This window comes from Microbacterium sp. P5_B6 (assembly GCF_056400345.1).
In genome coordinates this window covers 1-13,588 of the sequence record NZ_JBFULL010000030.1, presented here as the reverse complement: position 1 = coordinate 13,588, position 13,588 = coordinate 1, and the positions used below count along the sequence as shown (strand labels likewise).

Annotated in this window: 13 protein-coding genes; 5 read left to right on the top strand and 8 right to left on the bottom strand. The window is 65.4% G+C overall.

All coding sequences use genetic code 11. The features are described 5' to 3' along the window. A partial coding sequence (locus AC1DP3_RS17390; protein WP_477295480.1) for an aromatic ring-hydroxylating oxygenase subunit alpha occupies positions 1-1,317 on the bottom strand: 1,317 nt, incomplete at its 3' end. A gap of 717 nt (positions 1,318-2,034) precedes the next feature. On the opposite strand from AC1DP3_RS17390, the gene AC1DP3_RS17385 reads away from it, so the two are divergent. After that, the gene (locus tag AC1DP3_RS17385) at positions 2,035-3,312 is read left to right on the top strand and encodes a TetR/AcrR family transcriptional regulator (protein ID WP_477295478.1); all 1,278 of its coding nucleotides are present in this window, start codon (positions 2,035-2,037) and stop codon (positions 3,310-3,312) included. Here the strand turns inward: AC1DP3_RS17385 and AC1DP3_RS17380 are convergent. Then, on the bottom strand, positions 3,296-3,766 hold the full coding sequence (locus AC1DP3_RS17380; RefSeq protein WP_477295477.1) for a hypothetical protein: 471 nt from the start codon (positions 3,764-3,766) through the stop codon (positions 3,296-3,298). The two genes, AC1DP3_RS17385 and AC1DP3_RS17380, sit on opposite strands and share 17 nt — an antisense overlap. Positions 3,767-3,852: 86 nt before the next feature. On the opposite strand from AC1DP3_RS17380, the gene AC1DP3_RS17375 reads away from it, so the two are divergent. The 3 genes from AC1DP3_RS17375 to AC1DP3_RS17365 are packed head-to-tail and all read left to right on the top strand — an operon-like array spanning position 3,853 to position 5,552. Beyond that, entirely contained in the window at positions 3,853-4,173 is a 321-nt protein-coding gene (locus AC1DP3_RS17375; RefSeq protein WP_477295475.1) for a hypothetical protein, read from the top strand. A gap of 9 nt (positions 4,174-4,182) precedes the next feature. After that, positions 4,183-4,386, top strand: coding sequence for a ferredoxin (locus AC1DP3_RS17370; protein WP_477295473.1), 204 nt, complete (start codon positions 4,183-4,185; stop codon positions 4,384-4,386). Beyond that, positions 4,383-5,552, top strand: coding sequence for an NAD(P)/FAD-dependent oxidoreductase (locus AC1DP3_RS17365; protein WP_477295471.1), 1,170 nt, complete (start codon positions 4,383-4,385; stop codon positions 5,550-5,552). Before AC1DP3_RS17370 ends, AC1DP3_RS17365 begins: the two co-directional genes overlap by 4 nt. A gap of 98 nt (positions 5,553-5,650) precedes the next feature. On the opposite strand, the gene AC1DP3_RS17360 is transcribed toward AC1DP3_RS17365, so the two are convergent. After that, entirely contained in the window at positions 5,651-7,156 is a 1,506-nt protein-coding gene (locus AC1DP3_RS17360; RefSeq protein ID WP_477295469.1) for an MFS transporter, read from the bottom strand. Positions 7,157-7,614: 458 nt separating this feature from the next. On the opposite strand from AC1DP3_RS17360, the gene AC1DP3_RS17355 reads away from it, so the two are divergent. Next, positions 7,615-8,937, top strand: a complete 1,323-nt coding sequence (locus AC1DP3_RS17355) for an MFS transporter (RefSeq protein ID WP_477295482.1) — start codon at positions 7,615-7,617, stop codon at positions 8,935-8,937. A gap of 158 nt (positions 8,938-9,095) precedes the next feature. On the opposite strand, the gene AC1DP3_RS17350 is transcribed toward AC1DP3_RS17355, so the two are convergent. The 5 genes from AC1DP3_RS17350 to AC1DP3_RS17330 form a co-directional block, all read right to left on the bottom strand. Then, complete coding sequence (locus AC1DP3_RS17350; protein ID WP_477295467.1) at positions 9,096-9,482, bottom strand: hypothetical protein; 387 nt, start codon at positions 9,480-9,482, stop codon at positions 9,096-9,098. Between the two features lie 348 nt (positions 9,483-9,830). Continuing rightward, positions 9,831-10,202 carry a hypothetical protein gene (locus AC1DP3_RS17345; RefSeq protein WP_477295465.1) on the bottom strand — a complete coding sequence of 124 codons (372 nt, stop codon included), beginning with the start codon at positions 10,200-10,202 and terminating at the stop codon, positions 9,831-9,833. Positions 10,203-10,369: 167 nt separating this feature from the next. Continuing rightward, on the bottom strand, positions 10,370-11,923 hold the full coding sequence (locus AC1DP3_RS17340; protein WP_477295463.1) for a CoA-acylating methylmalonate-semialdehyde dehydrogenase: 1,554 nt from the start codon (positions 11,921-11,923) through the stop codon (positions 10,370-10,372). Next, positions 11,910-12,197, bottom strand: coding sequence for a ferredoxin (locus AC1DP3_RS17335; RefSeq protein WP_477295461.1), 288 nt, complete (start codon positions 12,195-12,197; stop codon positions 11,910-11,912). Before AC1DP3_RS17335 ends, AC1DP3_RS17340 begins: the two co-directional genes overlap by 14 nt. 1 nt (position 12,198) lies before the next feature. Continuing rightward, complete coding sequence (locus tag AC1DP3_RS17330; RefSeq protein ID WP_477295459.1) at positions 12,199-13,491, bottom strand: NADH-ubiquinone oxidoreductase-F iron-sulfur binding region domain-containing protein; 1,293 nt, start codon at positions 13,489-13,491, stop codon at positions 12,199-12,201. Positions 13,492-13,588 lie beyond the last annotated feature (97 nt).

The window sequence follows — 13,588 nt, the reverse complement described above, 5'->3', positions numbered from 1 at the left end:
CGTCTGAGCCAGCGACACGTTCTTGATGCCACGCTGCATCCGCTCGAGGTTGGCGAAGTCCTGGCGGGGGATGAGGCCCCAGTGGTCGTCGTCGTCCTTGTCGTAGCGACCGCTCAGCGTGAGGCGCCCGCTCTCGTGGCCCTTGGGGTAGGTCGTCAGAGACCACACCTCGAAACGGCACCAGTCCGGGTCATCGTTGTATGGACGCACGCGATAGACCAGGCAGTTCGTGTACTGCGGCAGCATCAGGTAGTTGGGGAACATGTGGATGTCGCCGCCCCACTGCTTCATCACCTCAGGGGTCAACTCCGGGGCTGCGATTCCCGCGCTCTCCCAGAAGTCGAACAGCGCCTTCAGCGCCCTCTGGATGTACTCCGGGGTGCTGGTGTCCATGTCTCCGGCGACGGATTCGAAGATCGTGACATCTCGCTCGAGCGTCATGGCATCCTGACCACTCGCAAGGGTCTTCGCTGCTTTGAGGAAATCGAGCGCGCCTCCGTAGCTCGACCGTGCGTCGCCGCTCTGGAATCGGCCGTGGCCATTGATGAACGGCGTGTACGCGGTGTTGACCATGTTCTGCTCGCTGTCCGGGTCACCGCCGAACATGTACAGCTGGGGGTGGGTCTGCTTCAGGTGCCACCCCTCGAAGAACGCTTCCTGTGCAAGCTTCCAGTTGCAATTGATGATCGCTTCTTTCCACCACTTGGCCTGCATGTTCTGCACGCCCATGCGCTCGAGGATGTTCGCGGCGGGAAAGAGCGCCTCGAGGAGAGGCGGTGCGTCGAGGTCCATGTTGATCCAGACCATGCCGGCCCACGTCTCACAACGCGCCTCGCGCAGGTTGATGTCCGTCGGGTCGATGGTGCTCGAGTCGAACCCTTCACGGCCGAAGACATGGCTGATCGAGCCGTCGGTCTTCCACCGCCACCCGTGGAAGGGACAGACGATCTGGTTCCCCGGGAAGCGGCCGCATCCCTTGCCCAGCTCGGTCGCACGGTGGCGACACGCGTTGTGCAGGGCCTTGATGCTTCCGTCCGCCTGACGGACGATCAGCAATGACTGGCCGACAATCTCGTACTCGACGAAATCGCCCGGGTGCGGGATCTCCTCCTCGCGGGCGGCCATCTGCCACACCTTGGGCCAGAGATGCTTCTTCTCGAGCTCGAAGAACTCCCGCGAGTAGTAGCGCTCGGCTGGCACGTGCAGCGAGTCCACCATGTGGAACGGGACCTTCGCATTGACGTCGTCGCCGTTGGGACCGGTGGCGATTGCCGACTCGATGTCCGTGGCGGGAAGATGCTCGGTGACTGTGCTCATCAGTGAACCTCTCTTGTGGTCTATCGCCGGCGTCACTGCCGGGAACCAAATATTTGCTCTCAGCCTATGTCAAGTATGGTTCCTCGACAAGCACCGGCGACCGAAGCCCTCCTCCTCAGCACGTGCACACCCGCGTCGATGCGGCAGCCGGCTCCGGGTTGCACCCGCGTGGACTGATTCTTCCTGTAGACCAAACTATTGCTCCGCATCTAGCACCCAAGGCCCCATTCTTCTTCCACGGCGCTCACTGCTCAAGAAGCTCGAGAAAGGCCGGGACGGCGTCCAGCCATGGATCGAAGATGCTCCCCAACCCGCGTCCCGGGCTGCMTCCCCGCGCTCCCAGGCATCTTCGGGCCATGGCGGGCGATCAGCGTGGACCCCGCGTTAGGCGAAGGTTCTTCGAAGGATGTCCGTCTCCAGACCCCCTCGATCGCGCGACGGCGCACCGTGCGAGTCTGGTTCATGATGTAGACGCCGGCCAGACTCATCGACGAGAAGGCGCCGCCCAACGATCGACCACCGATGAGCTTGCGGACGAGTTCCGGGTGACGGATCGCGAAGACGATGGAGTCACGCCATTGCAGCTTTCCTTTCAGTGCCGACCATTCATGCTCCGCACCTGATAGTTGCTCCGAATCGAAGGGCAAGCATGGTGATCGTGACTGTGGATGAACCGCGTCGCGCTCCTCCGGGCGTCACGGCATGGATAATGTGCAGATGGACGCGCCCCAGACCGTCGCCGTGACTGCCCGATCCAGCAGCCGCACGGACGAGATCCGACGCGCAGCTGCGAAGCTGTTCGAGTTGCGCGGCTACTCATCGACCACGATGACCGATATCGCAAACGCCGTCGGCGTGCTCCCGGGGAGCCTTTACCACCACTTCGCATCGAAAGAGGACGTCGCCCTCGAGATCGTGGCCGAGTTCGAGCGGGAGGCGGGCGAACTCGCCGCATCGCTCGCGGAGCGGCTGAACCCTGATGCCCCAGGCGACGCTCGCTCCCACCTCACGAGGATGGCCGAGGCCGTAGCGGAATTGTCGGTGCACAACCGCGCAGCCCTTCGTCTGACGGCCTTCGCGGCGCCGACGACTGCCACTGATCGTTTCCGTGAGGCGCAGGAGTTCAAGACCCCAGGGCTGTCACGACTGTGGAAGCGCCTCGTCGACGACCTCGTCCCCGACCCTGCCCCCGACACGCAGGACGTTGGCCTTCTGCGCTTCACATTGGAACGCCTCACGATGCACACGTCCGTCAACACGTTGGACTCGTCGATTCCGCGCTCCACCGACGCTCTCCATCTTCGGATGCTCCTGGACGGCATCGCGCTCGACGTACCTGCAGACGACGAGCTGGACAGGTCCGAAGCCATGTCCGCCGCGCGCCATGCGATCGCCGCATGGGGCTCCTCAGTCACGGCCGCAGACCCGAACTCCCGGGAACACATCATCGCGATAGCTCGCGCCGAGTTCGCCCGCCGCGGTTTCGATTCGACCACCGTGCGCGACATCGCGGAGGCAGCACAGGTCCGCATGGGGACGCTATACCGACGCGTCAGCTCGAAAGAGGATCTGCTGAGCGAGATCGTCAGCACCTTCGACGCTCACATGGACGCTGCCGTCCGCGCCGTGCTGACGGTGGGGACCTCCGAGGTCGCCTCACTGGACGCCTTCACCTACGTCATTCTGGTCGCGAAGCGACGCTTCAGACTCGAGACGGACATCGTCAAGCTCGCGAACCCGTCGACCTCGCCCGACACACCTGCGCTGAAGTCGTACTGGTCGAGCACTCACGCGCGCGGGCGCCTCCTCGAGGACACCCTCGCGCGAGCCGCGCGAAGGGGCTCACTGCGCACCGTCGGAGCGCCCGCCGAGGTCGGACCGCAGATCCGACTCATCAGCTGGGTGCCATACCAGGACTACGCGCGCACAAGCCCTGAGCGCGCACACAGATTCTTGCGCAACTCGCTTCTCCGAGGCTTCATCCGCACAACGTGATATCGGTGGTCACCTCGACCCGCACCTCGGCGTTGAGCGCTGCTTCGAGCGCCGTGTGAAGCCGGCTCTCAGGCACTCGCCGCATGTCTTCGGCCGCCACCGTGACGACCACGACTTCACCTTCTTCACCCGCCTCGCGTCGAACACGCCCGTCGAGATCGAAGCGTGCGAGGACAGATTCGGCGTCGGCATCGGTTCCGCGGCTCACATAGGTGACAACACCCGGCCGCGCGGCCACTCCGAAGGCCTCGATGCACAGCCGCGCCGCCTCGTCGTCGGTCCAGCGCTCGCCGTCCTCCCGAAGGAGCGAGATCTCCGTCAGGGGGACATCGCCGACCACCGCCGTGTACTCGACCAGCGGAATTCCTCGGGCGCGCAACATCGCCACACCTCCGGAGAAGGCAGTCGGTGAGACCGGGGACACGAAGTGGATCCTGACGACAGCGGTAGGCATCCTCGAATGGTACAGAGATCCGCAGTTGGAGCAAACCATTGGTTCGCGTAAGCTGTGGGCACTTCCCGACGATGCGAGGACGACTCATGGATTCGAAGCCATATGCCGGTGTCATGCTGGTAACCACGACACCCCGCGACGGTGTCTCCGAGCTCGACTTCAACAACTGGTACAAACACACGCACATCCCGRAGATCCAGGCACTGATCCCGGGGGTCGAGTCCGTTGAACGCTTTCGACAGCAGGAACCCGGCCAACCGATCCGATACCTCACCGCATACCGCATCTCCCGCCTTGCCGCGGAGATCCTCGCCGACATGCGCGCCGCTGACCTGGAGGGTGCGGGCCTGATGCTCGACCTGGCAGGAAACCCCCCGTTGATCGCCTCCTACGACGCGCTCGACTGAGCCTGAATCATGACGATGCGAATCGAACTCGATGAGCCGAAGTGCGTGGCTTCAGGGCTCTGCGTGATGGTGGCGCCGGACGTCTTCGATCAACGTGACGACGACGGTATCGCCATCGTGCTGGAGAGCACACCCGCGGAAGGTGCCCTCGACAGCGTCCGACAGGCAGTGACGCTGTGCCCGGCCGCTGCACTGCGTCTGACATCCGAATGACGGGCATAGTTATCGTCGGCGCCGCGGCCGCGGGCCTCGCCGCCGCCGAGGAGCTGCGCCGTTCGGGCTTCGACGGAGCCGTGACGATTGTCGGCGGCGAACGCCACGCGCCGTACGACCGGCCCCCGCTGTCCAAACAAGCGTTGCACGGGGCATGGGATGCCGAGCGGCTGCGCCTGCGCGATGATGGCGATCTCGCCACGCTGAACGCGCGCTTCATCATGGGGCGCCAAGCGGTCGCCGCAGACTCGACGCGACGCACTGTGACCCTCGACGAGGGTGAAGCCTTGCCCTTCGATGGTTTGGTCATCGCCAGCGGAGTGTCTCCGACATGCCCCGAAGGCGCCGACCTTCACACACTGCGCACGAGCGAGGATGCCGTCCTCCTGCGTCAGAAGCTTCTYCCCGGAACCCGAGTCCTCATCGTCGGCGCCGGTTTCCTCGGCACTGAGCTGGCGGGGGCGTCTGCGAAGCTCGGCTGCCACGTCACCCTCCTCGATCGATGCGATCGACTGCTCGACCGCCTCGGTTCAGCTGTCTCGCGCCACGTCGCGTCCCTTCATGCGGCACACGGTGTCGACGTTCGGTCGCAGGTGCGCATCGCCCACCTCGATGCCACCGGCGCCGTCTTGGCCGACGGCACCGAGCTGCGCGCCGACGTCGTGATCGCGTGCACTGGCTCGCGGCCGGCGACCTCCTGGCTCACGCACAGCGGGCTCACCATTGATGACGGCGTCGTCTGCGCCGCGGACTGCTCGGCCGCTCAGGGGGTGGTCGCCGCCGGCGATGTCGCCCGATGGTTCAACCCGGCGTACGGCGTCTCAATGCGTGTCGAGCACCGCACGAACGCCACCCAGCAGGGCGCGCACGCAGCTCGCACCCTCCTCGCCCAGCTCTCGGGGGGCCACGGAGATCCCTACATCTCGGTTCCCTACGCATGGTCGCACCAATTCGACAGCCGCGTGCAGATCCACGGGGCGATCCTCGAGGGCGACGAGTCGGAGCTCGCCCAGGGCTCGGAGAGCGAAGGCAGCTTCATCGTCGCGCACCGCACGAAAGGTCGCCTTGTCGCCGTCGTCGGTGTGAACGCTGCACCTCGAGACCTTCGCAGCTGGCAACAGCAGGTTTACGCGGAAGCCGCTCGTCTGAGCTCGCTGGTGGGATGACACGAAACGAAAGTCCCGGCWTGTGAAGCGACTGCAGCATGGCTGCGGGACGACGAAGCGGTCCCGCCTCCAACTGGAGGCGGGACCGCATTTCTCTTTCAGTCGCGGTCGCGGACGAGGCTGGGTGCTGATTCCGGCGCCGGCGCCCCAACGGCGGCAACCGCTCCCCCGACGGCGGCCGCAGTCGCCGTGGCAGCGGCAGCCGCTTCCTGCTGTTTCACCGACTGCACGTCGCCCGGACGAGGACGAAGCACTGTGCCGGCGAGTACCAGAAGAATTGCGATGAGCGCTGCCGAGCCATACAGCCAGATGTTGAACCCCGTCTCGCTGTAGACGATGCCGCCGGTCGAGGAAGGCCCGATGTACGGAGCCATCAGCGCGAACATGACGACCGGAGCGATCGCCCCCAGACCCGTTTGCACGAGCTGAACGGTGCCTGCTACCGACGCCTGATCGCCAGCGGGCGATGCCTGGATCACGACGTTCGGCAGCGACGCGTTGACCAGGCCAGTGGCCGCACCGACGACTAGTGCACAGAGGGTGAGGGTCAGCTGCGTGTCGTTCATCGTCGCGAGGAGGATCGCGGCAACTCCCCACAGCGTCATGCCGGTCACCATGAACACGCGCGGGGAGCGACCTCGCGCGATCAACACTCCGAGGATGACACCTGTCAGCGCCGCCATGAGGGCCTTGGGGGTCTCTATACCTGCGTACTGAACCGTGGTGAGGCCGAGGCCGTACGTGACGCCGTCCTCGCGAGTCGTCAAGGCGAGAAGCGGGATCAACTGACCAAGGGTGGCCGCCATCGCGTAGCCGACGCCCCCGAGCAGTGCCGCGAAGAGGATCGCGCGCCGCGTGAACAGCCTGACGTTGATGATCGGCTCGGGCACGCGACGGGCGCGGATGATGGCCGCGGTGAAGAGGATTGCGCCGCCGATCAGCAAGGACAGCGCGAGCGGTGAACCCCAGCCGTAGCTCCGGCCGAGACTCACATAGATCAGCATTCCGGCGACACCAAAGCCGAGCAGGAAGCCACCTAAGACGTCGGGGCTCGCCTTTTTGCGCAGAGGGGACTCGGGTACGAAGATCGCGATGAGGATGAGCATGCCGAACGTCCAGATGACGTCGAACCCGAACATGCCACGCCATCCGAACTGGGCAATGAGCCACCCGATCAGGATCGGAGTCACGATCCCAAAGGCGCCCATTCCCGTCACCGTGAGGCTTGCCGCGAGCGCGGCCGGCTTGGGCGGGAAGATGTCACGGATCAGCGAGTAGGTCAGTGACAGCGTCGCGAGGATCACGCCCTGGAAGACACGACCGACGATGAGTACGCCGAACGACGGGGCGAACAGGCAGATCAGCGTCCCGAGGCCGGAGATCGCAAGCGCGATAACAATCATCCGCTTCTTTCCATACAGGTCGGCGCACTTCCCCAGCAATGGGGCCGCGACGGCGCCCGCGAGGAAGTAGGCCGAGGGCAGCCAGCCCCCCTGGTCCGTCGGCCACTCCTGAAGGATGCTTGGCAGGCCGATCGAAATCATGGTCGCCCCGAGCGCGATGGCTTCCAAGACCAGCGCAAGGAGCACGGTGGTTACCACCATGCTCTTCGTCCATCGATCATTGGGTATGGGCAATGCCCCGGAGAGGGGGCTTCCTGTGGACGGGTTCATCGTGCTCATGGGATTCCTTCTCCGTTGAGGGATTCATTGGCACCGCTTCACGGGGGAGGCGTGCGGGACTTTGACCAAAGCTTTGCTCCGATCGAGGCAAAACTTTGTTCCGTGCCTGGATGGTAACAACCCGGGGACCCGGGCCACAAGAGCTTTCTGAGCCAGGGCGTGCAAGCGCCGTCGGCGAGCGGTCGAATCAAATCTTTGTTCCGTGATATACATTCCCTGTGGCCGAGCTCCTCACGACAAATACGACCGACACAGGTCGACGCGTCAACTCCCCGAGTGGGCCGTCCGCGGCGCCGGCACCTGGCATCCCCTCGAGGCAGCGTCGCGGCAGAAGTCCAGTCCGCAGCGGCGCCGTGGTCGCCGTCCTGGGGTCGGCAGGCATGGTCGCGTCGTTCATGCACTCTCTGCTTATCCCGATCCAGTCGGAACTGCCTCAGCTGCTCGGCGCAGAACGCGCCGAGACTGCATGGGTCATCACGATAACGCTCCTCGTGTCGTGCATCTGCACCCCGATTTCCGGCCGACTGGGTGACATGTTCGGMAAGCGCCGGGTGATCCTGATCCTGCTCACGCTGCTGGTCGCGGGATCCGTCCTGTGCGCACTCTCCGTGACCGTGGCGCCGCTGATCGTCGGACGCGGACTGCAGGGCGTGGGAATGGGCGTCATCCCCCTGGGCATCGCGCTGCTCCGCGATACCGTCCCGGCACGACGCCTCGGCTCGGCGATCGCCTTCGTCAGCGCCACTATGGGCGTCGGAGCCGCGATCGGACTCCCGATCGCCGCACTCATCACCTCGGTCAGCGACTGGCATCTGCTGTTCTGGGTCGCGACCGGCCTGGCGGGCCTGGTGCTCACACTTTGCATCCTGGTCCTCCCCCGGAGCCTTCCGGGAACCGGCGGGCGCGTTGACGTGCTCGGCGCCGTCGGTCTCGCCATCTGGCTCACGGCGCTTCTTCTCGCGCTGGCCAAGGGCAACGAGTGGGGATGGCTGTCGCCGTGGACGCTGTCGTGCTTCGCCATCTCTGCCGTGACCCTCGCCCTCTGGGCCTGGTACCAGTGGCGAAAGAGCGATCCTCTGGTGGACGTGCGCGTGAGCGTACGGCGACCGGTCCTGATGACCAACATCGCCTCGACGGCGATGGGCTTCTCGATGTTCGTCCCGAGCATCGCCTTCCCGCAGCTCCTCGGCCTTCCGGCGGCGTCAGGGGGATTCGCCCTGCCGCTGCTGATCGGTGGACTGATCCTCATGCCATCGGGGTTGGCCATGCTCGTGATGTCGCCGATCGGGGGACGGCTCATCGACCGATTCGGCCCCAAGCCCCTCCTTGTCACCGGCAGCGTCATCCTCACAGTCGCCTATCTCATAGCTTTGCTCGTCCCTGTCTCTTCCTGGGGGGTCGCCGTCGTGATGACAGTCGTGGGCATCGGCATCGGGCTCGGGTACGCCGCCATGCCGGCGCTGATCATGCGGGCGGTGCCGGATACCGAGACCGCGGCGGCGAACGGGCTCAATACGCTCGTGCGCGCCCTCGGCACGTCAATCGCTTCGGCGGTCGTGGCCGGCATCCTCGCGCATTCCGCCACGACGTCGGCCACCGGTGACCCGACGCCTGAGGCTTTCCGCCTCGCGTTGCTTCTCGGCGCCGTTGGTGCGACCGTGAGCGCCGCCCTCGCCATCGCGGTTCCACGCACCGCGAAGTAGCCCGCAGATACCTCATTCCACGCCGCTATGTCATCGAAGCCGGTGCTGGCATGTACGCATTCGCGAGCATCGAACGCAGAGACGGCTGGGCGGTCGAGGTTGCGTTGCTGTCGCGCCCGGCGCAGCACGCTGATCACGCGGGCCTCGGTCAACGCCTGCTAGGCGCCGCGCAGGGCGGTGGCGAGCGCTGCGGCGATGTCCGCCCGCTCGAAACCTTGCGCCTCCGTGGCGACCGAGCCGAAGCTCGACTCGTCCCATCTGAGCCCAAGCGACTCGTTCGCTGAGGTCAATACCGGCACGAGTTGCTCGACGCCCCCAAGGGGCAACACCCCGCTCAGCAGTCGCGCGCCGGGCACGGCACGTTGCGATGTGCCGACAAGCTTCACCTCACCACGAGCGTTGATGCTGAACTCGCCGGGGCAGTGCTCCCCTTCGACAGGGCCGACCCGGGCGTCGACGCCGAAATCCCTTAAGACGCCAGCGATGCGAGACGACGTCTCCTCGAAAAAGGGGCGAGGATCAAGCACTGCGCGCTCGGCGACCACAAGATCGAAGATGAGACACGATTCGTCGTACGCCGCAGCGCGGCCGCCGGTCGGCCGGATAGCTGGGTCGAATCCTTGGGCGCGCCGAGGTCGCTGCCTTCTGGAATCCAGGTTGCCGGCTCTCCCATCGACTCAGCGCCAGCGTGGAGTCGGTGTGTAGATGCGGACCAAGAGATGAGGGTCGAGCTGACCCTTTGCGATGCTCCGCAGCAACTCGAGCGACTCCGCGAATGCGGCCGCAGGTTCCACGGGCTCGGTGGGTAGAGAGACGTCCCTGCTCACGTTCACGGATGAAACCTACGCTCACCTGAGGTCCCGTCGCGCTCACCACAGCAAGACATCGTCACGTCAACGGCCAATCAAGCACCCTGCGGCCATCTCACCGAGCTCCTCGAGCTTGGGTCGCAGCTGGAAGCAGAACGGCACCAACACGAAGTGGACCTCGATGCCGCGCTCACTGGACCAATCGGGCTTGCGGACACCCGCGATGCCCCCGCCGTCGCGCACCGCGGACAGCAGCGCCGGACCCAGTAGCGCGGCATCGACGATGCCGCCCAGCTGCCGCCCCGCCGCCGCGATCAGACGCGCAGCGGTGTCGCCGCCGCGCTCGATGATCTGGTCTGCGCGGAGGCTGGTCACCAGCTCGACATCCGTCGGCCCCGCGTCTGCGATCACATGGAGTCCACGCGACTTGGCCAGCGCGATCRCAGAGCCACTCACCACACCGCTTCGCATCAAACCTTTGTTCCGCGCTCCCGCTATGCTCGTGATACAGCCGCACACCCACTCGAAGTGGTCCAACGTCGGGTGCGCCAGCCCCTTTGTCGTCCGCTGTGCATCGGTTCGCCATGTGTTCTCTCACTCCGATGTCTCTCTCGACAATCGACTCAGTTGTTCTGGGGGAATCCGAGGTTGATGCCGCCATGGGTGGCGGGGTCAAGCCAGCGGCTGGTGATGGCCTTCTCGCGGGTGAAGAAGTCGAAGCCGTGCACGCCGTAGGCTTTCGCGTCGCMGAACAGCGACTTCTTCCAGCCGCCGAATGAGTGGTACGCGACCGGGACGGGAATCGGGACGTTGATCCMGATCATGCCGACCTGCACCTCATTCTGGAATCGGCGGGCGRCTCCCCCGTCATTGGTGAAAATCGCGGTGCCGTTGCCGAACTCGCCGGAGTTGATGAGATCGAGGCCTTCGTCGTATGACTCGACCCGCACGACGGAGAGCACCGGTCCGAAGATCTCCTCGGTGTACGCGCGGGAGGTCGTGGGGATGTCGTCGATGAGGGTCGGACCGAAGAAGAATCCGTCCTCGAGCCCGTCGACGGTGTAGCCGCGGCCGTCGACGACGATCTTGGCGCCATCCTGCTCGGCGATGTCTACGTAGCTGGACACCTTGTCCCTGTGCACCTCGGTGATCAGAGGCCCCATGTCGGGCTCGACACCGTCGACCCCGGCACCGTTGCCGATGCGCAGCCCCGCGATGCGCTCGGTGATCTTCTCGATGATCTCGTCCGCGACCGGCTCGACGGCGAGTACGACCGAGATCGCCATGCACCGCTCCCCCGCCGCGCCGAAGCCGGCGTTGACGGCCTGGTCGGCGACGAGGTCCAGGTCGGCGTCCGGCAGCACGAGCATGTGGTTCTTCGCGCCGCCCAGCGACTGCACCCGCTTTCCGTGCTTGGACGCGGTCTCGTAGATGTACTGCGCGATCGGGGTCGACCCGACGAACGAGATCGACTGCACCACGGGGCTCGTCAGCAGCCCATTGACCGCCAGCTTGTCACCCTGCAGCACCGTGAACACGCCGTCCGGAAGCCCGGCCTCCTTCCACAGTCGCGCCATCCACAGAGCAGCGGACGGGTCCTTCTCGCTGGGCTTGAGGATGACGGCGTTGCCCGCCGCGATCGCGACGGGAAAGAACCACATCGGCACCATCGCCGGGAAGTTGAACGGCGAAATGATGCCCACCACACCGAGCGGCTGCTTCAACGAATACACATCCACACCGGTCGAGGCGTTCTCCGAATACTCACCCTTGATCAGGTGCGGGAACCCGGTCGCGAGCTCCACCACTTCCTGTCCGCGCAGGATCTCACCCATCGCGTCCGAGACGACCTTGCCGTGCTCGGCCGTGATGATCTGCGCCAGTTCGCCCTTGCGCGCATTCAGCAGCTCCCGGAACGCGAACAGCACGGTCTGACGCCTCGCGATCGAGAACCCGCTCCACACCGCGTACCCGCGCTGGGCGGACGCGATCGCGTCATCGATCTCGGACTGATCCGCCAGCGCGACCTTCGCCTGCACCGCACCGGTCGCAGGATTGAAGACAGGAGCCGTCCGCCCGGACGTCGACGCGCGCGCGGCCCCGTCGATCCAGTGGGAGATCACTGCGACTCCCGTCTCCGGGTCTGCGGGGACGAGGTCGACTTCAGCTGTGCTCACGGATGATGCCCTTCTCGACGGTGCGCTGATGTTGTTCAGCCTCTGGTGGCACCGAGACGGAACGCACCGTCTCGCGCTGAACCTGGAGCTCGATGATGGCGTGCACGGGGCAGTCCAGCACGGCGCGTCGAACGTCGCCCTCCCGCTCCGGGAGAATGTCGCCACGCGTTTCGAGTGATGCGTACCCCCACTCATCGAGCGAGAACACATCCGGCGCGTACAGAGCGCAGGTTCCGAAGCCGTCGCACTTCGTGCGGTCGAGCTTGATCTTCATATCAGTCTCCAGTCCGTGAGATCGCGAACGGCGGATCCGAGACCTCGGCTCCCGCGATGCAGATCTCGCATCGTCCGCTGAGGTGGTCCGCCACTTGGTCGGGGAACTCGCGCAGGAGCTTGGCCGCAACGTTGGTCGCCCCGTCGAGGGTGCCGCAGGCCCCGCGGCCGCGCAGGAATCCGGCCCAGTGCTGCAGCCGATCGATATCGGACGACTCGGCTTGGTGACGATGCAGGGCATCGAGCACCGCACTCATCGCGGCCGTGCCGTTGAAGCATGACCCGCACTGGCCTGCGTTCTCGCGTGCGAAGTACGCCATGACACCGGCAGAGACAGCGACTGGACAGCTGCGCTCCGTGATCACCCCGATTGCGCCGCACCCGAGGCCGCTGCCCACAGCGGACACCGAGTCGTAGTCCAGGGGAATGTCCAGCGCCTGACGGCCGAGTACACCGGCGAAGTACCCGCCCATCAGGAACCCGGTGATCGCGGCAGTATCCTCTCCGAGCTCCTCGAGCACCCGACGGAGTGTGACCCCGTAGGGCGCCTCGTAGACCCCGGTCGCATCGATGCCGGTGATCGTCAGAAGGAACGTCCCCGGAGAAGTGTCGGTGCCGAGACTCCGGAACTCCGCCGCGCCGACGCGGTGGATGATCGGGAAATTCGCGAGTGTCTCGACGTTGTTGATGAGTGTCGGCGCACCCCCGACGCCCTGCTCGAAGGGCCGCGGAGGCTTCTCGTTCGGGAGAGCGGGCCCACCGTTGAGCACCTGTACGACTGCGGACTCCTCCCCCGCGACATAGGCGGGGTCGACCTTCGTCACATGCACCCCACTCTCAATGATCCCGGTCCCCTCGAGCTCATCCAGCGCACGGATCACGCTGTCGTGGGAAGCGTCATCCGAAAGATAGAGGTGCAGCGCTCTTGCACCGACCAGAGCACCGGCGAGGCGAAGCCCGTCCAGCACTAGGTGGGGACGATTGCGCAGCAGCCAGCGGTCCTTTGCCGACGATGGCTCACCTTCCTCACCGTTTCCCACGACTACCGGAGTGCCGCTGCCGTTTCGCACGGAGTCGATCTTTCGGGCGGTGGGGAACGCGGCACCTCCGTGACCACGCAGTCCCGCTTCGCGGATGGCCTCGAGCAAGGCCTCCGGGTCCTGGAGGGGTTCGTAACCTCCTTGGGCAAGGTAATCCTCCAGCGTTTCGCGACCGGGCTGAGCTCGTAGGAGACGTGGCAGGGTACCCAGGGCTCCGATTCGCAGGCGCGCAAGGGGATCAGCTATGAGACTCATTTCTGTGTCTCCTCTTCTCTGATTGGTCGGCGTGGGCGTCCGCCACGCGCTGATTCGTGCAAACGGACTGTGAGGTTGGTGGAGTGGTGCGCTGGGT

What these genes read in the sequence shown, in the direction of transcription:
- AC1DP3_RS17380 (WP_477295477.1), bottom strand. Translation starts at nt 3,766, where the DNA reads ATGCCTACCGCTGTCGTCAGGATCCACTTCGTGTCCCCGGTCTCACCG.
- AC1DP3_RS17360 (WP_477295469.1), bottom strand. Translation starts at nt 7,156, where the DNA reads ATGGTGGTAACCACCGTGCTCCTTGCGCTGGTCTTGGAAGCCATCGCG.
- AC1DP3_RS17370 (WP_477295473.1), top strand. Translation starts at nt 4,183, where the DNA reads ATGACGATGCGAATCGAACTCGATGAGCCGAAGTGCGTGGCTTCAGGG.
- AC1DP3_RS17330 (WP_477295459.1), bottom strand. Translation starts at nt 13,491, where the DNA reads ATGAGTCTCATAGCTGATCCCCTTGCGCGCCTGCGAATCGGAGCCCTG.
- AC1DP3_RS17335 (WP_477295461.1), bottom strand. Translation starts at nt 12,197, where the DNA reads ATGAAGATCAAGCTCGACCGCACGAAGTGCGACGGCTTCGGAACCTGC.
- AC1DP3_RS17385 (WP_477295478.1), top strand. Translation starts at nt 2,035, where the DNA reads ATGGACGCGCCCCAGACCGTCGCCGTGACTGCCCGATCCAGCAGCCGC.